This window comes from Methylobacterium sp. J-070, from assembly GCF_022829385.1.
Lineage (GTDB): Bacteria > Pseudomonadota > Alphaproteobacteria > Rhizobiales > Beijerinckiaceae > Methylobacterium.
In genome coordinates this window covers 26,241-45,477 of the sequence record NZ_JAKSXX010000224.1, presented here as the reverse complement: position 1 = coordinate 45,477, position 19,237 = coordinate 26,241, and the positions used below count along the sequence as shown (strand labels likewise).

The 19,237-nt window shown below is 71.3% G+C and carries 19 protein-coding genes; 15 read left to right on the top strand and 4 right to left on the bottom strand.

Annotated features, from left to right (window positions below; translation table 11 throughout):
* The first annotated feature begins 12 nt into the window (after nucleotides 1-12).
* The 7 genes from gyrA (at nucleotide 13) to MKL01_RS24100 (ending at nucleotide 5,973) form a co-directional block, all read left to right on the top strand.
* The gene (gene gyrA, locus MKL01_RS24130; RefSeq protein WP_243907705.1) at nucleotides 13-2,784 is read left to right on the top strand and encodes a DNA gyrase subunit A; all 2,772 of its coding nucleotides are present in this window, start codon (nucleotides 13-15) and stop codon (nucleotides 2,782-2,784) included.
* A gap of 240 nt (nucleotides 2,785-3,024) precedes the next feature.
* Nucleotides 3,025-3,528 (top strand): pantetheine-phosphate adenylyltransferase, encoded by a 504-nt coding sequence (coaD, locus tag MKL01_RS24125; protein WP_243907704.1) that lies wholly within the window; start codon nucleotides 3,025-3,027, stop codon nucleotides 3,526-3,528.
* 27 nt (nucleotides 3,529-3,555) lie between these two features.
* Nucleotides 3,556-4,104 carry a peptidylprolyl isomerase gene (locus MKL01_RS24120; RefSeq protein WP_243907703.1) on the top strand — a complete coding sequence of 183 codons (549 nt, stop codon included), beginning with the start codon at nucleotides 3,556-3,558 and terminating at the stop codon, nucleotides 4,102-4,104.
* 7 nt (nucleotides 4,105-4,111) lie between these two features.
* The gene (locus tag MKL01_RS24115) at nucleotides 4,112-4,609 is read left to right on the top strand and encodes a hypothetical protein (protein WP_243907702.1); all 498 of its coding nucleotides are present in this window, start codon (nucleotides 4,112-4,114) and stop codon (nucleotides 4,607-4,609) included.
* Nucleotides 4,610-4,688: 79 nt separating this feature from the next.
* Nucleotides 4,689-5,150 carry a peptidylprolyl isomerase gene (locus tag MKL01_RS24110; RefSeq protein WP_243907701.1) on the top strand — a complete coding sequence of 154 codons (462 nt, stop codon included), beginning with the start codon at nucleotides 4,689-4,691 and terminating at the stop codon, nucleotides 5,148-5,150.
* A gap of 135 nt (nucleotides 5,151-5,285) precedes the next feature.
* On the top strand, nucleotides 5,286-5,672 hold the full coding sequence (locus MKL01_RS24105; protein ID WP_243907700.1) for a type II toxin-antitoxin system RelE/ParE family toxin: 387 nt from the start codon (nucleotides 5,286-5,288) through the stop codon (nucleotides 5,670-5,672).
* The gene (locus MKL01_RS24100) at nucleotides 5,650-5,973 is read left to right on the top strand and encodes a helix-turn-helix domain-containing protein (RefSeq protein ID WP_243907699.1); all 324 of its coding nucleotides are present in this window, start codon (nucleotides 5,650-5,652) and stop codon (nucleotides 5,971-5,973) included. The genes MKL01_RS24105 and MKL01_RS24100 overlap by 23 nt, the downstream gene beginning before the upstream one ends.
* On the opposite strand, the gene mobA is transcribed toward MKL01_RS24100, so the two are convergent.
* Both mobA and MKL01_RS24090 read right to left on the bottom strand, forming a co-directional pair.
* Nucleotides 5,924-6,577, bottom strand: a complete 654-nt coding sequence (gene mobA, locus MKL01_RS24095; protein WP_313901485.1) for a molybdenum cofactor guanylyltransferase MobA — start codon at nucleotides 6,575-6,577, stop codon at nucleotides 5,924-5,926. The genes MKL01_RS24100 and mobA overlap by 50 nt on opposite strands.
* Before the next feature lie 10 nt (nucleotides 6,578-6,587).
* Complete coding sequence (locus tag MKL01_RS24090; RefSeq protein ID WP_243907698.1) at nucleotides 6,588-7,736, bottom strand: Mrp/NBP35 family ATP-binding protein; 1,149 nt, start codon at nucleotides 7,734-7,736, stop codon at nucleotides 6,588-6,590.
* Nucleotides 7,737-7,975: 239 nt separating this feature from the next.
* Here MKL01_RS24090 and MKL01_RS24085 point away from each other — a divergent pair, with 239 nt between their 5' ends.
* The 8 genes from MKL01_RS24085 (at nucleotide 7,976) to MKL01_RS24050 (ending at nucleotide 18,345) form a co-directional block, all read left to right on the top strand.
* Complete coding sequence (locus MKL01_RS24085) at nucleotides 7,976-8,479, top strand: pyridoxamine 5'-phosphate oxidase family protein (protein ID WP_243907697.1); 504 nt, start codon at nucleotides 7,976-7,978, stop codon at nucleotides 8,477-8,479.
* Nucleotides 8,480-8,601: 122 nt separating this feature from the next.
* A complete protein-coding gene (gene pncB / locus MKL01_RS24080; RefSeq protein ID WP_243907696.1) occupies nucleotides 8,602-9,894 on the top strand; it encodes a nicotinate phosphoribosyltransferase in 1,293 nt (430 codons plus the stop codon).
* Between the two features lie 115 nt (nucleotides 9,895-10,009).
* Nucleotides 10,010-11,464, top strand: a complete 1,455-nt coding sequence (locus MKL01_RS24075; protein ID WP_243907695.1) for an MmgE/PrpD family protein — start codon at nucleotides 10,010-10,012, stop codon at nucleotides 11,462-11,464.
* Between the two features lie 114 nt (nucleotides 11,465-11,578).
* Nucleotides 11,579-13,606: an AI-2E family transporter gene (locus tag MKL01_RS24070; RefSeq protein WP_243907694.1), complete on the top strand. Its 2,028-nt coding sequence runs from the start codon at nucleotides 11,579-11,581 to the stop codon at nucleotides 13,604-13,606.
* A 95-nt stretch (nucleotides 13,607-13,701) separates the two neighbouring features.
* Nucleotides 13,702-14,490 carry a histidinol-phosphatase gene (hisN, locus tag MKL01_RS24065; RefSeq protein WP_243907693.1) on the top strand — a complete coding sequence of 263 codons (789 nt, stop codon included), beginning with the start codon at nucleotides 13,702-13,704 and terminating at the stop codon, nucleotides 14,488-14,490.
* Between the two features lie 88 nt (nucleotides 14,491-14,578).
* A complete protein-coding gene (locus tag MKL01_RS24060) occupies nucleotides 14,579-15,715 on the top strand; it encodes a hypothetical protein (RefSeq protein ID WP_243907692.1) in 1,137 nt (378 codons plus the stop codon).
* 72 nt (nucleotides 15,716-15,787) lie between these two features.
* On the top strand, nucleotides 15,788-17,233 hold the full coding sequence (locus MKL01_RS24055) for a YcjX family protein (protein WP_243907691.1): 1,446 nt from the start codon (nucleotides 15,788-15,790) through the stop codon (nucleotides 17,231-17,233).
* A gap of 83 nt (nucleotides 17,234-17,316) precedes the next feature.
* Nucleotides 17,317-18,345 carry a YcjF family protein gene (locus tag MKL01_RS24050; protein ID WP_243907690.1) on the top strand — a complete coding sequence of 343 codons (1,029 nt, stop codon included), beginning with the start codon at nucleotides 17,317-17,319 and terminating at the stop codon, nucleotides 18,343-18,345.
* 14 nt (nucleotides 18,346-18,359) lie between these two features.
* Here MKL01_RS24050 and MKL01_RS24045 read toward each other — a convergent pair whose 3' ends face one another.
* Together MKL01_RS24045 and MKL01_RS24040 are read right to left on the bottom strand one after the other, a co-directional pair.
* On the bottom strand, nucleotides 18,360-18,587 hold the full coding sequence (locus MKL01_RS24045; RefSeq protein ID WP_243907689.1) for a hypothetical protein: 228 nt from the start codon (nucleotides 18,585-18,587) through the stop codon (nucleotides 18,360-18,362).
* Between the two features lie 87 nt (nucleotides 18,588-18,674).
* Nucleotides 18,675-19,226: an RBBP9/YdeN family alpha/beta hydrolase gene (locus MKL01_RS24040; RefSeq protein WP_243907688.1), complete on the bottom strand. Its 552-nt coding sequence runs from the start codon at nucleotides 19,224-19,226 to the stop codon at nucleotides 18,675-18,677.
* Nucleotides 19,227-19,237: the final 11 nt, after the last annotated feature.

Below are 19,237 nucleotides of genomic sequence, written 5' to 3'. Positions count from 1 at the left end.
ACGGAATTCGACTTGGCCGAGAACGATCCGACTGGCGCCGCCCCGCCCGCCAGCGACATTCGCCCCGTCTCCATCACCGACGAGATGCGCCGCTCCTATCTCGATTACGCGATGAGCGTGATCGTGAGCCGGGCGCTTCCCGACGCGCGCGACGGGCTGAAGCCCGTCCATCGGCGCATCCTCTACTCGGCGTTCGAATCCGGGCATCTGCCCGAGCGGAAATACGTGAAGTCGGCCCGCATCGTCGGCGACGTGATCGGCCTCTACCACCCGCACGGCGACCAATCGATCTACGACGCCCTGGTGCGGATGGCGCAGGACTTCTCCATGCGCCTGATGCTCATCGACGGGCAGGGCAATTTCGGCTCGGTGGACGGCGATCCGCCGGCCGCCATGCGCTACACCGAATCGCGCCTCGCCAAGCCGGCGACCGCGCTGCTCACCGACATCGACAAGAACACCGTCGACTTCCAGCCGAACTACGACGAGTCGCGCGAGGAGCCGACCGTCCTGCCGGCCCGGTTCCCGAACCTGCTGGTCAACGGCGCCGGCGGCATCGCGGTCGGCATGGCGACCAACATCCCGCCGCACAATCTCGGCGAGCTGATCGACGCCTGCATGGCGCTCATCGACGAGCCCGGGCTGACGATCGAGCAGCTCACCGAGATCGTCCCGGGCCCGGATTTCCCGACCGGCGGCATGATTCTCGGGCGCGCCGGCACGCGCCAGGCCTACGCGACCGGGCGGGGCTCGGTGATCATGCGCGCCAAGTCGCATGTCGAGGAGCTGCGCAAGGAGCGCGAGGCGCTGATCTTCACCGAGATCCCCTATCAGGTGAACAAGGCGACGCTCGTCGAGAAGATCGCCGAGCTGGTGAAGGAGAAGCGGGTCGAGGGCATCTCCGACCTGCGCGACGAATCCGACCGCTCCGGCATGCGCATCGTCGTGGAGATCAAGCGCGACGCCATGGCGGACGTGGTGCTGAACCAGCTCTACCGGTTCACGCCGCTGCAATCCTCCTTCGGCTGCAACATGGTGGCGCTGAACGGCGGCCGCCCCGAGCTTATGAACCTGAAGGACCTGCTCCAGGCCTTCGTCGACTTCCGCGAGGAGGTCGTCTCCCGGCGCACCAAGTTCCTGCTCGGCAAGGCCCGCGAGCGCGCCCACGTGTTGTGCGGCCTGGCCATCGCGGTCGCCAACATCGACGAGGTGATCCGCCTGATCCGCACCTCGCCGGACCCGAACACGGCCCGCGAGGCCCTGATGGATCGCGACTGGCCGGCCCACGACATCGCGCCGCTGATCGCGCTGGTGGACGATCCGCGCCACCGGATCGCCGAGGACGGCACCTACCGCCTGTCCGAGACCCAGGCCCGGGCCATCCTCGACCTGCGCCTGCAGCGCCTCACGGCGCTCGGCCGCGACGAGGTCGGGGACGAATTGAAGTCGCTGGCGGACGAGATCGCCGACTATCTCGACATCCTGCGCTCCCGCGCCCGCATCCAGGCGATCGTGAAGCAGGAACTGATCGAGGTCCGCACGCAGTTCGCCACGCCGCGCCGGACCGAGATCGTCGATTTCGACGGCAGCGTCGAGGACGAGGACCTGATCGCCCGCGAGGACATGGTGGTGACCGTGTCGCATGCCGGCTACGTCAAGCGCGTGCCGCTCTCGACCTACCGGGCCCAGCGCCGGGGCGGGAAGGGCCGCTCCGGGATGGCGACCCGCGACGAGGATTTCGTCACCCGGCTGTTCGTGGCCAACACCCACACGCCGGTGCTGTTCTTCTCCAGCCAGGGCCAGGCCTACAAGGAGAAGGTCTGGCGCCTGCCGATGGCCGCCCCGAACGCCCGCGGCAAGGCGCTGGTCAACATCCTGCAACTGCAGGACACCTCCGAGCGCATCACCACGATCATGCCGCTGCCGGAGGACGAGGCCTCCTGGGAGACGCTGGACGTGATGTTCGCCACCGCGAGCGGCAACGTCCGGCGCAACAAGCTGTCGGACTTCACCACGGTGAATCGCAACGGCAAGATCGCCATGAAGCTCGATCCGGGCGACCACATCGTCCATGTCGAGATCTGCCGTCCGGACCAGAACGTGCTGCTCACCACGGCGATGGGCCAGTGCATCCGCTTCCCCGTGGAGGATGTCCGGGTGTTCAAGGGCCGCGACTCCACCGGTGTCCGCGGCATCCTGCTGGCCAAGGACGACCGGGTCATCTCGATGACGATCCTGAACGCCTTCGACGCCACCGCCGAGGAGCGGGCCGGCTACCTGAAGATGCGCCGCGCCGTCACCGGCGAGGCGGAGGAGGGCGCCGAGGCCGAGGCCGAGGACGGTGCCGAGGCGGCGGCGATCTCCCTCGACCGCTACAACGAGATGGGCGGGGCCGAGCAGTACGTCCTGACCCTGTCGGAGCGGGGCTACGGCAAGCGCTCCTCGTCGTTCGAGTACCGGACCTCCGGACGCGGCGGCAAGGGCATCACGGCGATGCGGGTCAACGCCCGCAACGGCAGCCTCGTGGCCTCCTTCCCGGTCGAGGCCTCGGACCAGATCATGCTGGTCACCGACGGCGGCCAGCTGATCCGGGTGCCGGTGGACGACATCCGCATCGTCGGCCGCGCCTCGCAGGGCGTCACGGTGTTCAACACGGCCAAGGACGAGAAGGTCGTCTCGGTGGAGCACATCGAGGGCGAGGACGAGGGCGGTTCGGAGAACGGCATCGAGGGCGGTGAGGAGAACGGCATCGAGGGCGGCGAGGAGAACGGCGAGCAGGCCTGAGGCCGTGGGCTGAGAGGAAGGGCCGCTCCGCGATAACGCCAGGGCGCCGGCCCGGGTCGCATTCCGCTGCCGCTTCATGCGTCCGGGAAAGGATCGGCGTTTCATCCTGAACCGCTGCCCGTTCCCCGACGGGGGAGCGGCAGCGGACCCTGATCCGCGATCCGGCACGCGACGTGCCGCGAAGCGGCACAACCGCGCGCAGGTTCCGTCCCGCGCGAAAATGCTCTAGGTCGGGCGTCGATGACCCGCACCGCCCTCTATGCCGGCTCGTTCGATCCGGTCACGAACGGCCATCTCGACGTGATCCGCCAGGCCTGCCGGCTCGTGGATCGCCTCGTGATCGCCATCGGCGTGCACCCCGGCAAGGCGCCCCTGTTCTCCGCCGAGGAGCGGGCCGCCCTGCTGCACGAGACCTGCGGGCCGGTCGCGCAGGCCGAGGGCGCCGTGCTCGAGATCGTCACCTTCAACGATCTCGCGGTCTCGGCGGCCCGGCGCTGCGGCGCCGCGATCTTCATCCGCGGCCTGCGCGACGGCACCGATCTCGACTACGAGATGCAGCTCGCCGGCATGAACGGCGCCATGGCGCCGGAGGTCCAGACCGTGTTCCTGCCCGCCTCCACGCAGGCACGCCCGATCACCGCGACGCTGGTGCGCCAGATCGCCGGCATGGGCGGGGACGTGTCGCCCTTCGTGCCCGCCGCCGTGGCGGCGCGCCTCCGGCAGCGCTTCGCCGCCAAGTCCTGAACCCTGTTACCCACCTGGGATGACCCGATGAACCGACGCCACGCTCTCCTCGCGCTCGCCCTCGCTTTCGGCACGGCCGGCCCGGCCTCGGCGGCCGACGCCAACACGGTCTATCTGCAGACCAAGGACGGGCGGATCACCATCGAGCTGCGGCCGGACCTGGCGCCGAAGCACGTCAAGCAGATCAAGACGCTGGTGGGCCAGGGCTTCTACAACGGCCTCAAGTTCCACCGGGTGATCGACGGCTTCATGGCCCAGACCGGCGATCCGAAGGGCAACGGCACAGGCGGCTCCAGCCTGCCCAACATCCCGGCGGAGTTCTCGCAGTCGGCGCAGTTCCGCCGCGGCACGGTGGGCATGGCCCGCTCGCAGGACCCGAACTCGGCGAACTCCCAGTTCTTCATCTGCCTCGCCGACGCGCCGAACCTGAACGGCCAGTACACGATCGTCGGCAACGTCACCGACGGGCTCGACGTGCTCGACAGGATCAAGAAGGCCGCCCCCGGCGCGCCCGGCGGCGCCGTGCAGGACCCCGACAAGATCGTCAGCATGACGCTCGCCGAGAAGGCCAAGTAGCGGCCGCATGCCGGGCTGGCGCGCCGCCTCGATCCTCCTGCTGGGCCTGGCTCCGGCAGCCGCCGCGCCTTACGAGGGCAGCCCGTTCTACGGCTACGCCTTCGAGCCCGGCGGCGCCTACCCGCTGAGCCTGCCGCAGACCCTGCGGGCCACGGTCGCGGTCCCGGTCTCCCGGATGGCGACGCGCCCTGCCGACACCCTGGCCGAGCTCTACCCGGCGCTCACCGCCTGCTGGCAGGTGCCGGCGGGGCTCGGGCGGCCGAGGGCCGGGTCCGACGACATCGAGATCACCGCGCGCCTCGCCCTCCGGCGCGACGGCAGCCTGCTCGGCCCGCCGCGCATCACATACGCGGCGGGCGTCGCGGGCGACCAGCGGACGACTTTGGTGCGCGGGACCCTCGATGCCCTGGCGCGCTGCACGCCGGTCCACGTGACGCAGGGCCTCGGCGGGGCGATCGCGGGCCGGCCGGTGGCGCTGCGCTTCGTCTACCGCCCGCCGGCCTGAGCGCCGGCGACCCTCTTCCCGGGCGCTGGCCGGACAAGGCGCGCCCCGATACAGTTCGCTAAACCGGAAGGATAGACTTATGGCCGACAACGAGACCATCGTACTGGAGACCACCAAGGGCCGCGTCGTGATCGCGCTGCGCCCCGACCTCGCCCCGGGCCACGTCGAGCGGATCAAGACGCTGGCGTCCCAGGGCTTCTACGACGGCGTGCCGTTCCACCGGGTGATCGACGGCTTCATGGCCCAGACCGGCGACCCGACCGGCACCGGCTCGGGCGGCTCCGACCTGCCCGACCTGAAGGCCGAGTTCAACGCCGAGCCGCATGTCCGCGGCACCTGCTCGATGGCGCGGACCAACTTCCCGCACTCGGCGAACTCGCAGTTCTTCATCTGCTTCGACGACGCCCGCTTCCTCGACAAGCAGTACACGGTCTGGGGCAAGGTCGTGGACGGCATGGACGTGGTCGACACGATCAACAAGGGCGAGCCGCCGCGCTCCCCGGACAAGATCGTGAAGGCGACGATCGGCGAAGCAGCCTGATCTGCAACTTTAATCGTTCGCCCGCGCACTCAACACTTGAGAGCGCGGGCGATCGTTCGCGGAAGATCGTGACCGGTCGACTGCGCTGTCGAGCCTGAGCTTGGCAGCATTGGCACGGAGCGCTAAGCTTCGCCCGTGTCCGCCCCCCGCAGCCGCGCGAGAACCTTCAAGACCGCTTGGTTCGCCAGAGCGGCGCGGAAAGCCCATGTCACCGATCAGGATCTGTGTGCGGCGATCCTGGAAGTCGCTCAGGGCCAGGCCGACGATCTCGGCGGCGGCGTCTTCAAGAAGCGCCTGAACCGGAACATGCACCGCAGCGTCATACTGGCCAAGATCGGCCCTTACTGGCTTTATCAATATCTGTTCGCGAAAAAGGATCGACCCAATATCGACGTCCAGGAGCTGACGGCGTTTCGCCTCCTCGCCAAAAACCTCGCGACAGCGACGGACGCCGACCTGGCTCGGCTCGTTGCGGCTGGCTACATCACGGATATCTGCGATGACCGGGAAGCGGGCCTTTAAAAGCGACGCCTTCGAGTCGATCCACGCGACCGCGATGGCGTTCCACGAGATCGGCGTGGCGGACGCCGAGACGATGCGTGCGTTCGACGCGCTCTGTCTTGCCGAGACGCCCGTCTTCGAGCCGGCGCAGATCAGGCAGCTTCGCGAGAGCCTCAACGTCAGCCAGCCGGTCTTCGCCCGCTATCTCAACACCAGCGAGAGCGCCGTGGAGAAGTGGGAGACCGGCGCCAAGAAGCCCAGCGGTACGGCTCTCAAGCTCCTGGCGGTGGTTCGGAAGCACGGCCTGCAAGTTCTGGCCTGAGGTCGAGATCCTCGGCCGCGGCCAGATCCTCCGGCGTGTTGACGTTCAGGAACGGATCGGCCTGCGGGATGGGCCATTCCACGACGGCTGCGCCGTGGCGGGCGATGAAAGCCCCGACCCGCCGCTCATCCCGCTCCACGAGGGCGCGGCGCAGGTCCTGCCGCAGGCCGACCGGCCAGAGCGCCACCGTGTAGTGCGCGCGCCCGCCTGAGGCGGCCAGCGCGATCGGGGCCGCCGCCAGTGCCGCACCGAGCCGCACGGCGAGGTCGGCCGGGAGGAACGGGGCGTCTCCCGGTACGCTCAGGACATGGGTGACGTCCGGGTCCCGCGCGGCAGCGAAATCGAGCCCCGCCAGCAGGCCGGCCAGGGGCCCCGGCAGCCCCGGCACGGTGTCGGGCAGGACCGGCCCCGGAAACCCCGCGAACCGATCCGGATCGCCGTTGGCGCTCAGAACCAGTCCCGCGTCGCATTGCGGGGCGAGCCGCGCCACCACCCGGTCGAGCAGCGTCCGGCCGCCCAACCGCATCAGCGGCTTGTCGACCCCGCCCATCCGCCGACCGAGGCCGCCGGCCAGGATCAGGCCGAGGATGTGGCGGCGCTCCACCGAGACGACCTCACTCGATGACGATCCGCGGCGCGGTGCGCCCGGCCGGGGCACCCGAGAGGTTCGCCCACAGGGACGCGGCGATGGCGCGGTAGACCTTGGCGTGCGGGCCGTCCGGATCGGTCGCCACCACGGGGCGGCCCGAATCCGAGGTCTCGCGGATCGTCATGTCGAGGGGCACCTCGCCGAGGAAGGGCACGCCGAGGCGCTGCGCCTCGATGCGCGCGCCGCCATGCCCGAAGATGTGGGAGGCGTGGCCGCAATTCGGGCAGACGAAGGTCGCCATGTTCTCGATCACCCCGAGGATCGGGACCGCGACCTTCTTGAACATGGTCACGCCCCGGCGGGCATCGATCAGCGCGAGGTCCTGGGGCGTCGACACGATCACGGCGCCCGAGAGCGGCGTCGCCTGCGCCATGGTGAGCTGGGCGTCGCCGGTGCCCGGGGGCATGTCGACCAGCAGCACGTCGAGCTCGCCCCACAGCACGTCGCGCAGCATCTGGGTGATGGCCGACTGCACCATCGGGCCGCGCCAGATCATCGCCGTCTCGGGCTCGATCAGGAAGCCGATCGACATGACCTTGAGGCCATAGCCGACCATCGGCTCCATGGCCTTGTTGTCGACGACGTTGGGCTTGCCCGAGAGGCCGAACAGCTTCGGCACGGACGGTCCGTAGATGTCGGCGTCGAGGAGGCCGACCTTCAGTCCCTGGGCCTGGAGGGCGAGGGCGAGGTTGCAGGCGGTGGTGGACTTGCCGACGCCGCCCTTGCCGGAGGCGACCGCCACGATGTGGCGCACGCCGGCGATCTGCGGACCCTGGTTCGGGGGCGCGCCGGGCCGCGGCGGGGCGACGGGCGGCGGCGTCACCGGGCGCGGCGCAACGTCGCTCTGGGCGGGCATGCCCGGACCGCGCTCGGAGGTGAGGCTCGCGAACACCCCCGAGACGCCCGGCATCTGCAGGACCCGCCCCTCCGCCTGCCGCCGAACCGGCTCGAACCGCTCGGCCTCGCTCGGATCGATCAGGATCGAGAACATCACCCGGTTGTTGGGATCGACCACCACCTGAGAGAGCCGGCCGGAGCCGGGCAGGGTGGTGCCGGCGGCATCGACGGTGACACCGGCGAGCGCCTTCAGCACGTCGTCGCGGGTTATGGCCAAGATCTTCGACTCCTGATGGGATGGCCAGGACCCGGCGGACATCGCCCGTATCCACCGGCGGTCGCGGCCCTGAACATGTACCCCTTGTAGTCTTGCAGGCGCCAAACGCCAGCCTCCCCCGGAAGCCCCGCCGGCATCCTGAACCAACCGGCCCTTCGCCCGTTGTGTCGAGACTCTTTCGGGCCCGGCCCGCCACCCGTGCGCGCCCCCCGCAGACGACAATCAGGAGACCGTTACCGATGCATCAGGGCAACCACCGCGACCACGAGGGCGCGAAGAAGCTGTTCGAGTTGGTCAAGGACGTGAAGATCGCCATGATGACCACCGTCGATGCCGACGGGACACTCAACAGCCGCCCGATGTGGAACAACGACGCCGACGAGAACGGCGACCTGTGGTTCTTCACCAAGCTGCACTCGCCCAAGACCGCCGAGATCAGCAAGGACAACCAGGTCAACCTCGCCTATTCCGACCCGTCGAGCCAGACCTACGTGTCGGTGGCCGGAAAGGCCGAGATCGTGCGCGATCAGGCCAAGATCAACGACAAGTGGAATGAGAGCCTGAAGACCTGGTTCCCCAACGGCAAGGACGACCCAGAGGTCGCGCTGATCCGGGTTCACCCGGAGAAGGGCGAGTACTGGGACAGCCCCAACAGCACGATGCTGCACCTCTACGGCTACGTGAAGGCGTCGCTGACGGGCGAGAGCCCCAAGACCGAGACCAAGAAGGTCGATCTCGCCTGACGATTGGCCGTCGGGTCCGGAGGTTTCGCGGGCGGTCTCCGAGAGGCGGCCGCCCGTCTCCTTGACGGGCACGGGGCGGACATGCGCTCTGCGCGCTCGATGTGCCGCAGAGTGCCTGAAGAATGCTCGATCTGGCGAAGCGGGTCTACGATCACAGCTTCCGCATCGATCCGATCGTGCGGTCGCTGCTCGACACCGATTTCTACAAGCTCCTGATGGCGCAGACGATCCTGCGCCGACACCCCGACATCCAGACCACCTTCGGCATCACCAACCGCACGCGGCGCATCCGAATCGCCGACGAGGTCGATGCCGGGCTGTTGCGGGAGCAGCTCGACCACGCCCGCACCCTGCGGCTCAGCAAGGGCGAGGTCACGTGGCTGCGGGGCAACGTGTTCCGCGGCCAGGGACGCATCCTCGGTCCCGAATTCGTGGCGTGGTTCGAGCAGTTCCGGCTCCCGGATTACGAACTCGCCGTCCATGACGGTCAGTACGAGCTGACCTTCCACGGTCCCTGGCTCGAGACCACGATGTGGGAAGTCCCCGCGCTCGCGATCCTCAACGAACTCCGCGCGCGCGCGGTGCTGCGCGGTCTCGGCAAGCTCGACCTGCAGGTGCTCTACGCCCGCGCCATGACCCGGGTCTGGGAGAAGATCCAGCGGTTGCAGAAGCTGCCGGACCTGTCGGTGGCGGATTTCGGCACCCGCCGCCGCCACGGCTTCCTCTGGCAGGACTGGTGCGTGCAGGCGATGGCCGAGGGGTTGGGCGGCGCGTTCCTCGGCACCTCCAACTGCCTCATCGCCGCCCGACAGGAGGTCGAGCCGGTGGGCACCAATGCCCACGAGCTGCCGATGGTCTACGCGGCGCGCGCCGAGGACGATGCCGCGCTCGCCGCCGCGCCCTACGCGGTCCTGGCCGACTGGCAGGAGGATTACGGCGGCAACCTGCTGGTGATCCTGCCCGACACCTACGGCACCACCGAGTTCCTGGCCAACGCCCCGGACTGGGTCAGCGACTGGACCGGCCTCCGCATCGACTCCAAGGATCCGATCGAGGGCGGCGAGGAGGTGATCCGGTTCTGGCAGGCGCGCGGCTACGATCCCCGGGACAAGCTCGCGATCTTCTCCGACGGGCTCGACATCGACGAGATCGAGCGCATCCACGCACGGTTCCACGGCCGCATGCGCATCGGCTACGGCTGGGGCACGCTGCTCACCAACGATTTCCGCGGGCTCCTTCCGGACGGCAAGCTCGATCCGGTCTCCATCGTCTGCAAGGTGACGGAGGCCAACGGCCGCCCGACCGTGAAGCTCTCCGACAATCCCACCAAGGCGCAGGGACCGGCCGATGAGATCGCCCGCTACCGGCGGGTCTTCGGGGTCGGCGCATTGCCGGCGCTGCCCGTGGTCGTCTGAGCCCGCGTATCAGTCCGGGTGCGGTGAAACCCGTCGCCTGACACAGCAGCGTTTAATTCAGTATGGAGTCGACCAACCGGGGTCGCCGCGGGTGGCTCCAGCGCGGGAGAACGCCATGCCGATGAATCGCCGCTCGCTAATGGGGGCCGCGGGCCTCGCCCTCACGATGCCCGTCCTGCAGGACGCGCAGGCTGCCGAGGCCGCGAAGCCGGCCGCCAAGGCGCCACCGCCGCCGGTGACAAAGATCCTCGCCCAGTGGATCCTGGCCTCGTCCTACGACACGCTGCCCGACGCAGTCCGCCGCGAGGGCGTGCGCAGCTTCCTCAACTGGGTCGGCGTGGCGATCGGCGGCTCGCACCACGAGACCGTGGACGTTGCGGTCTCGGCGTTGCAGCCGTTCTCGGGGCCGCCGCAGGCCGGGCTGTTCGGCCGGACCGAGCGGTTCGACATCATGAATGCCGCCTTCCTCAACGGCGTGTCGAGCCACATCTTCGACTTCGACGACACGCATCTCAAGACGATCATCCACCCGGCCGGACCGGTCGCCTCGGCGATCCTGGCCTGTGCCGAGATGAAGCCGGTCTCCGGCAAGGCCTTCCTCGACGCGCTGGTGGTGGGCATCGAGACCGAGTGCCGCATCGGCAATGCCGTGTACCCGAACCACTACGATGCCGGCTGGCACATCACCGGCACCTGCGGGCCGTTCGGCGCCGCGGCGGCGGCCGGCAAGCTGATGGGGCTGACCGAGCAGCAGATGGTCTACGCCCTCGGCCTCGCCGCCTCGCAGCCCGTTGGTCTGCGCGAATCCTTCGGCTCGATGAACAAGAGCTTCAACCCGGGCCGGGCGGCCGCCAACGGCCTGTTCGCGGCGATCCTGGCAGGCAAGGGCTACACCTCGTCGGACGGGATGATCGAGGCGCGGCGCGGCTGGGCCAACACGATCTCCACCAAGCAGGACTGGTCCGAGATCACCGACGGTCTCGGCAGCCGCTACGAGTCGCTGCTGAACACCTACAAGCCCTTCGCCTGCGGCATCGTCATGCACCCGACGATCGACGCGGCGATCCAGATCCGCGACGAGGACCACGTCCGGCCGGAGGACATCAAGCGCGTCGACCTCAAGGTCCATCCGCTGGTGCTGGAATTGACCGGCAAGACCGCGCCGAAGACCGGGCTCGAGGGCAAGTTCAGCATCTATCACGCCGCCGCGGTGGCCTTCGTGGAGGGGGCGGGCGGCGAGAAGCAGTTCAGCGACCGGGCGGTGAACGACCCCCGCGTGGTGGCCCTGCGCCAGAAGGTCAACCCGGTGATCACCCCCGGCATCGACGCCGCGCAGGTCGACATGACGGTCACGCTGAACGACGGGCGGACCATCCACCGGCACATCGAGCACGCCATCGGCAGCGTGGAGAAGCCGATGTCCGACGCGCAGCTCGAGGCGAAGTTCTCCGACCTCGCCGCCGGGGTTCTGCCGGACTCCCAGGCCAAGCGGGTGATGCAGCTGTGCTGGTCGCTGCCCGAGCTGAAGGATGCCGGCGAGGTGGCGCGGGCCGGCGTGTCGGGGGCCTGACCGGCCCGCGAAGCCCCCGGGATCGTTTTCGCACGCCGTGCCGTTCCCCGTCCGCGAGGCGTCGGTTGGTCCCGACGGACGCCCGCGCGTGGCGTTCGGGACGCGGATCACGGCATGCGAAGCAGAACCCCGGTCGGGGTCGAACCGGCAGCGCGGCTCGAGCCGCCTCTGATCCCGCCGCGTCCCACGCGCATCGCTGCGGCGGAGACGCCGCGGGCCGCGATGGCGTCGCCGGTGGTGGTCGGCGCCACCATCATCGCGGCCCTGTATTTCGGCCGCGAGATCTTCATCCCGATCGCGATCGCGCTGCTCCTGTCCTTCGTGCTGACGCCGCTGGTGAGCCGCCTCCGGCGCCTGCGCCTGCCGCGGCTGGCGGCGGTCGGAATCAGCGTCCTCCTGACCCTGGGCATCGTCGCCGCCCTGGCGACCCTGATCGGCATCCAGGCGGCCGACCTCGCGGGCGACGTGCCGCGCTACCGCGCCACCATCGAGCGCAAGATCGACGGGCTGCGCGACTCGCCCGTGGGACACCTGACCGGCTACGTCGCCAATATCGGGCGGGCGCTTCACGGCGGCGGCAAGGACGCCGCCGGCGCGGCGACGCCACCGGCAGCCCCGCCGTCGGACGCGCCGAAGCCCGTCCTGGTCGAGGTCGCGGCCTCCCAGCCGGGCCCGCTCGAGACGCTCGGCACCGTGCTGTCGCCGGTGATGCATCCGCTGGCGACCGTGGGCATCGTCTTCGTGGTGCTGCTGTTCGTGCTGATGCAGCGCGAGGATCTGCGCGACCGGATGATCCGCCTCGCGGGATCGAGCGACCTGCATCGCACCACCGTGGCGATCGACGACGCCGCCCGGCGGCTGAGCCGCTACTTCGTGGTCCAGCTCGCCCTCAACGCCGCCTTCGGCATCGTGATCGGCGTCGGCCTCTACGTGATCGGCGTGCCCAATCCGGTGCTCTGGGCGATCTTCTCGGCCCTGATGCGCTTCGTACCCTATCTCGGCGCCGTCCTGTCGGCGACCCTGCCGATGGCGCTCGCCGCGGCGGTCGATCCCGGCTGGAACATGATGATCGCGGTGGCGATCCTGTTCGTCATCCTCGAGCCGCTCACCGGCCAGGTCTTCGAGCCTATCTTCTACGGGCAGTCCACCGGCCTCTCGCCCTTCGCGGTGCTGGTCTCGGCGCTGTTCTGGACCTGGCTGTGGGGGCCTGTCGGCCTGCTGCTGTCGACGCCGCTCACGGTCTGCCTCGTGGTGCTCGGGCGCCACGTCGAGCACCTGGAGTTCCTGGACGTGCTGTTCGGCGACAGGCCTGCGCTCACGCCGGTGCAGAACTTCTACCAGCGGATCCTGGCGGGGGATTCCGAGGAGGTGCTGGGGCATGCCGAACTGATCCTGCAGCACTGCGCGCTGTCGTCCTACTACGACGAGGTGGTCCTCAAGGCGCTGGAACTCGCCGCCCGCGACGCGGCCCGGGGGGTGCTGACCACACGACAGAAGGGCGCGATGCGTGCGGCGCTCGCCGAGCTGATCGCCGACCTGTCCGAGCGCAGCGACGCGGCGACAGGCGCGGCGGCCGACGGCGCGGGGGGCGCCTGCAGCCCGCTCCCGGTGGGTCCGCCCCCCGAGGCGCTGCCCGCGGCCTGGACGCGCCAGGGCGCGGTGCTGTGCGTCGCCGGGCGCGGCTTCCTGGACGAGGCCGCAACCGCCATCCTGGCGCAGATCCTGGAGAAGCGCGGCCTCGGCGTCCGGACGGTTCCCTTCGCCGAGACGGCCTCGGTGCGGATCGGGCGTTTCGAGCCGGGTCCGGCGCGCATGGGCTGCGTGGTCTCCCTGGCGCTCGACGGCGAGCCGACCCACCTGCGCCGGCTGGTCCGTCGCCTGAAGGGCCGGATGGCCGGCGTCCCGATTCTGCTCGGGCTCTGGCTGACCCGGGACGGTCCGGCCAGCCGGGCGGCCGGCGGACCGGGACGCGCCGCGGAGGCGGACGGACAGGTGGGATCGCTGCGCGAGGCCATCGAGGCGGTTCTGGCGGCCGCGCAGGAGTCGGCCGCTCAGGAGTCGGCCGCCGCCGAGACCGGAGCCGGCGCGGCTCCGGACATCCGGGACGGGACGTCGCGCCGACCGGCGCCGGCCGGGGCATGAGCCGAGGGGGCTTGACGGGCGGGGCCGCACCCCGGCTTCGTCGGGCGGCGGCCGTATGGCCGGGCGGCCCGCGGGTCCAACAGGGAAGAGAGCCGATGAGTGTCGTTGAACTCGGGCGGTTCATGGACGACCTCGCGGACGCGTCCGGGAAGGCGATCCTGCCCTTCTTCCGCGCTCAGTTCGGCCTCGACGACAAGGCCCGCGGAGGCGCGCCCTTCGATCCGGTCACCGAGGCCGACCGGGCCGCCGAGGTCGTCCTGCGGGCGATGATCGGCCAGACCTTCCCGGGCCATGGCATCCTCGGCGAGGAATTCGGCGCGGAGCGCATCGACGCCGAATGCGTCTGGGTCCTCGATCCGATCGACGGCACCCGCGCCTTTATCGCGGGGCTGCCGACCTGGGGGACCCTGATCGGGCTCACCCGCAACGGGGTGCCGGTGCGCGGGCTGATGCACCAACCCTATCTGGCCGAGCGCTTCACCGGGGACGGGCGCAGCGCCCGCCTGCGCGCGCCCTCCGGCGAGCGCACCCTGCGCACGCGCCGCTGCGCGGATCTCACCCAGGCGATCCTCGCGTCCACCGATCCGCGGCTGTTCGCGGCCGGCGCGGAGGCCGAGCGTTTCCGGGCGCTGGAAGGGCAGGTGCGGCTGTCGCGCTACGGCACCGATTGCTACGCCTATTGCATGCTGGCCGCCGGCCAGATCGACCTCGTGGTCGAGGCGGGACTGAAGCCCTACGACATCGTCGCGCTCATCCCGATCGTCGAGGGTGCGGGGGGCCGCGTCACCGCATGGGACGGCGGCCCCGCCGCCGCCGGCGGGCGCGTCGTCGCGGCCGGTGATCCGCGGCTGCACGAGGCGGCCCTCAAGGTGCTGAACCCGTGAGGGCGGGGCGGCGCACGCGGTCTCCCGCTCCCCGCCGCGCGGGGGCGGACCGCGTTGCGGCGCCGGGACCCCACCGGGACCTGTCCGCGTGCTGCTGAACGCCCTGATCCTGGTCACGACCTTGGTTCCCGGCGCGGAGGCCGGCGCCGATGCCTGGCGGCGCGCCCTGCCTCCCCTCGCGGCGACCGCCGCCCCGGCGGAAAGCCCGCCCCCGCGCTTCGATCCCGCGACGCGCTCCGTCAGCAACTGGCACGCGCAGACCGGCGCCGCGCTGACGCCCCGGGCGCTGGCGGTCACTGCCTCGCTGGCGGACGATCCGCCCTACGTGGCGCGCTGCGTGCGGCTCAACAACGGCTGGTGCATCAAGTCGGCCCGTTGGCCCGGCGAGATCGGCGCCGACGGGGAGGGCCACACCGCCTTCGCCACCCTCGCCGACGGCGCCGACGCGGCGGCGAGCCTGCTGCGGCGCTACTATCGCGATTACGGCCGCCGCACGGCGCTCGCCATCGTGCGGCGCTGGGCTCCCTCGGAGTGCCGGCTCGCCCCGGCGCGGCCCGGACGGGGCGCGCCGGCATCCGCCGTCTCGGCGGCGCTCGCCCCCCGGGGCCTCGGCCGGACCCTGCGCGCCCGCTTCCTCGCAGGGCACAGGCCCGGCGGGGCGCCCCGGGGCAGGGCGGCCCTGCGGGTGCAGCCCTGGTCGCCGCTCGCCCGGATGGCGGGTCGTGCCGCCCGCCGCCCGGCCGCGGTGCCGCATGTCGCGGCGCTCCAGCCGATCCCCGACATCGCGGTCGGCATCGCCCCGCCGGCCGGGCCGGCGCGGGGGCGCACGGCCCGGGGCGTCTCAGACCCGGCGGCGCTCCTCGACCGGAAGGCGGATCAGAGGGTGCCGAATGCCGACCGGATGGTGGCGGAATCCGCGCTGCTGCCGGCCATCGCGGGCGGTCTGCCGCTCCTCGACCTGCGCCTGCCGGCCCCGCTCTGCACGGGCGACGAGGTGCGGATCCAGGCCTATGCCGCCCGCATCAGCGGCAGCGTCGGACTGAAGCCCGGCGACGATCTCGACCTGTTCGGGCCGGACGGAGCGCCGCGCGCCAATCTCGCGCCGGTGATGCTGGCGATGTCGGCGGTGGAACTCGGCACGCTCAGGGCCGGTCCGGACCTGGTCGCCGGAGCGATCGCCCGGCTGGGGGCCTTCACGCCGGCCGCCGACAACGCGCCGCGATAGCGTCAAGCCTTGCGGTTCGGCCCGGTCCGCGCCACCTCTGCCCGGCCTGTTCCCCTCACGACGAGCCCGCCCGTGCCCCTGACCGACCTTGCCGCGCGCGCCGGCTCGGCCGTCAAAGCCTTCGCCGAAGCCTCGCACGACTTCCTGATCCAGCCGACGCTCCGGCTCGGGGTCACGGGGCTCGCGCGTTCGGGCAAGACCGTCTTCACGACGGCGCTGATCCACCACCTCGTTGAGACGCACGCGCTGCCGGCCTTCGCGCCCGCGCAGGAGGGGCGCCTGCGCCGCGCGCGACTCGTGCCGCAGCCGGACGACGACGTGCCGCGCTTCCCCTTCGAGGAGCATTTCGCCACGCTCACCGAGGCCAGGCGCTGGCCGCGCTCCACCGACCGGATCAGCCAGTTCCGCCTGGAGATCGATTACGAGCGCGCGGGCGGTTGGCGCACCGGACCCGCGACCCTGATGCTCGACGTCGTCGACTATCCCGGCGAATGGCTCCTCGACCTCGCGCTGATCGAGACCGGCTACACCGCCTGGTCCCGGGCGACGATCAACGGCACCCGGCGGCCCGGCCGCGCCCCGGTCGCGGCGGCGTGGCTCGACGCGCTCAAGGGCTTCGACCCGAACGGCCCCCTCGACGAGGTCGCGGCCGAGCGGGCGAGCGACGCCTTCAAGGCCTACCTCGCGGGCCTGCGCGCGGGCCCGGAATCGGTGGCCACGACGCCCCCGGGACGGTTCCTGATGCCCGGCGACCTGGCCGGCTCCCCGGCGCTCACCTTCGCGCCGCTCGACGGCCTGACCGAAACGATCGCGCCCGACAGCCTCGCCGGGCTGATGGAGCGGCGCTTCGAGGCCTACAAGGCCAAGGTCGTGACGCCGTTCTTCCGGGACCATTTCCAGCGCGTCGACCGGCAGATCGTTCTGGTGGACGTGCTCTCCGCGGTCGATGCGGGACCGACCGCCCTGGCGGAGCTGGAGGAGGCGCTGGACGCGGTCCTGCTCAGCCTCAACATCGGCCGCAACACGGTGCTGTCGCGCCTGTTCGCCCCCCGGGCTGACCGGGTGCTGTTTGCCGCCACGAAAGCCGACCACCTCCACCAGACGAGCCACGACCGCCTCGACGCGCTGCTGCGGCTGCTCGTGTCCCGGGCCATGCGGCGCACCGAGGCGGCGGGCGCCCGGGTGGGCACCGTCGCGCTGGCCTCCGTGCGCGCCACCCGGGAGACCACCGTCCACGACGGCGGCGAGACCCTCCGGGCGGTGGCGGGCACGCCCGAGGCCGGCGAGATGGTGGGCGACGAGGTCTTCGACGGCAACGCCGAGGCCGCGATCTTCCCGGGCGAGCTGCCCGCCCGCGCGGAGGCGGTGCTGGAGGGCGCCGTGGAGCCCGGCTCGCTCCGTTTCCCGCGCTTCCGGCCGCCGCTGGTGCGGCCCGACGGGTTCGGCCGGCCCGGGCACCTGCCGCAGATCCGGCTGGACCGGGCCATGCAGTTCCTGATCGGGGACAAGCTGGCGTGAGGACGCGCGCGGAGTTCCGGAGTGCTCGCTCGGATGCGCGCGTTTCCCTCCCCCCTCTGCGGCATCGACAGGAGCTCTGAGCCATGACCCCCGGCCAGAAACCCCGGGCCTTCCGGATCACGCCCGAGCCGTCCGTCGAGCCGAGCGTCACCACGACGCCGCTCGCCGCCCGGCCGCCGCAGGCGCGGATCGTGGAGGAGCCCTTCGAGATCGTCGACGCCGCCGACGGCGTCGCGGTGCCGGTGGCGCCGCGGCGGCGCTCGCCCTGGGGCGGGCTGTTCCTGTCGGCGGTCGGCGGCCTGGTGTCCCTCGGCATCGGCCTGTCGGTCGAGCGGATGATCGCCGACCTGTTCCAGGCCGCGCCGTGGCTCGGCTGGGTGGCGCTGGTCCTGCTCGCCCTCGCCGGGCTGGCGCTCCTGGCCATCGTCGTGCGGGAACTCGCCGGGCTGCGGCGCGAGCGCAAGATCGAGCGGCTGCGCCAGTCCGCCATCGACGCCCTGGGCAGCCGGGACCATACCGGCGCCCAGGCGGTGGTGCAGGCGCTGTCGGCCTTCTACGCCGACCGCGACGCCCTGTCGGCCGGCCGGGCGCGGATCGACGCCGCGGCCGATGCGATCCTCGACGTGGACGACCGGATCGGCCTCGCCGAGCACGAGCTGCTGGCAGGCCTCGACCGGCAGGCGCGCAACGCCATTGCGGCTGCCGCCAAGCAGGTCTCGGCGGTGACGGCGCTGAGCCCGCGGGCGATCGTGGACGTGGCCTTCGTGGTCTTCGCGGCGGTGCGGCTGCTGCGCCGGATCGCCGCGATCTACGGCGGTCGCCCGGGCTTCCTCGGCTTCCTGCGCCTGGCGCGCGCCGCCGTGGCGCATCTCACCATCACCGGCGGGATGGCGGTGGGCGAGAGCGTGATGCAGCAGGTGCTCGGTCTGGGGATCGCCGCCCGGGTCTCGGCGAAGCTGGGGGAGGGCGTCCTCAACGGATTGATGACCGCCCGGTTCGGCCTGGCCGCCCTCAACGTCTGCCGGCCGCTGCCCTTCGTGCGGGAGGCGCCGCCGCGGCTCGCCGACGTCGTCGGTGAGCTTCTGCGCGCGGCCGAGGCCGAGCCGAAATAGGCGCTCTCGACCGGCTACTTCCCGGCCGCAGCGGCGCGGCGGTTGGCGATGCGGGAGAACATGTTTCCGGTGTAGTCGGCCACCTTCGGCTTCTCGGGCTCGCCGAGCTTGGCCTCGAAAGCCTCGATCCGCTTGAGCAGTGCGACGTCGTTGAACAGCGAGCTGTTGAAGTTGCTGTGGGCCCGCGGCCCGAGGGCGGCTTGCACGACGTCCAGGCGTTCCAGAAGCTCTTTGCGCGTCACGGTGCTCTCCAGGGGCGGCTTCGGGACGAAGGACCGCCCGTGCCGCCACTGAAGGCGGCGACGGTAAACGACGCGTTAACGCGCCGCCTACAGCCCCTTGAGGAACCCGGCGAGCCGCATCAGCCCCTCGGGCCAGGGCCCGTGCCCGCTCGCCGCGTTGATGTGGCCGGCCTCGCCCGCGTCGACCGTGAGCGCCCCCCAGGCATGGGCGAAATCGTCGGCGCGGTCGTAGCGGCAATAGGGATCCGTCCGGCTGGCGACGAGGAGCGACGGGAAGGGCAGGGGGTCCCGCGGGATCGGCGCGAAGGCGCGCACCGAATCCGGCAGGTCCTGCGCCTCCTCCACGTCCGGGACGGAGACGAACAGGGCGCCGCGCACGCGGCCGGCGGGAAACCGCGGCACCGCCTCGACGCACGCCACCACGCCGAGGCTGTGGGCGATCAGGATCACCGGCCGCGTCGCGGCCGCGACCGCCTCGGCGATGCGGCCGCACCACGCCTCGGGCGTCGGGGCGTGCCACTGGTCCTGTTCCACCAGGCGCGCCGTGCCGAGGCGCCCCGCCCAGCGGGCCTGCCAGTGACCCTCCTCCGAGCCTCCGAGCCCCGGGACGATCAGGATGTCGCAATCGGCGGTCTTCATGGCGGGATGCC

Bases quoted from the DNA above. Each gene is read 5' to 3' on its own strand.
- coaD (WP_243907704.1), top strand. From the start codon at position 3,025: ATGACCCGCACCGCCCTCTATGCCGGCTCGTTCGATCCGGTCACGAAC.
- MKL01_RS24120 (WP_243907703.1), top strand. From the start codon at position 3,556: ATGAACCGACGCCACGCTCTCCTCGCGCTCGCCCTCGCTTTCGGCACG.
- MKL01_RS24115 (WP_243907702.1), top strand. From the start codon at position 4,112: ATGCCGGGCTGGCGCGCCGCCTCGATCCTCCTGCTGGGCCTGGCTCCG.
- MKL01_RS24110 (WP_243907701.1), top strand. From the start codon at position 4,689: ATGGCCGACAACGAGACCATCGTACTGGAGACCACCAAGGGCCGCGTC.
- MKL01_RS24100 (WP_243907699.1), top strand. From the start codon at position 5,650: ATGACCGGGAAGCGGGCCTTTAAAAGCGACGCCTTCGAGTCGATCCAC.
- MKL01_RS24085 (WP_243907697.1), top strand. From the start codon at position 7,976: ATGCATCAGGGCAACCACCGCGACCACGAGGGCGCGAAGAAGCTGTTC.
- pncB (WP_243907696.1), top strand. From the start codon at position 8,602: ATGCTCGATCTGGCGAAGCGGGTCTACGATCACAGCTTCCGCATCGAT.
- MKL01_RS24075 (WP_243907695.1), top strand. From the start codon at position 10,010: ATGCCGATGAATCGCCGCTCGCTAATGGGGGCCGCGGGCCTCGCCCTC.
- MKL01_RS24070 (WP_243907694.1), top strand. From the start codon at position 11,579: ATGCGAAGCAGAACCCCGGTCGGGGTCGAACCGGCAGCGCGGCTCGAG.
- hisN (WP_243907693.1), top strand. From the start codon at position 13,702: ATGAGTGTCGTTGAACTCGGGCGGTTCATGGACGACCTCGCGGACGCG.
- MKL01_RS24050 (WP_243907690.1), top strand. From the start codon at position 17,317: ATGACCCCCGGCCAGAAACCCCGGGCCTTCCGGATCACGCCCGAGCCG.
- MKL01_RS24040 (WP_243907688.1), bottom strand. From the start codon at position 19,226: ATGAAGACCGCCGATTGCGACATCCTGATCGTCCCGGGGCTCGGAGGC.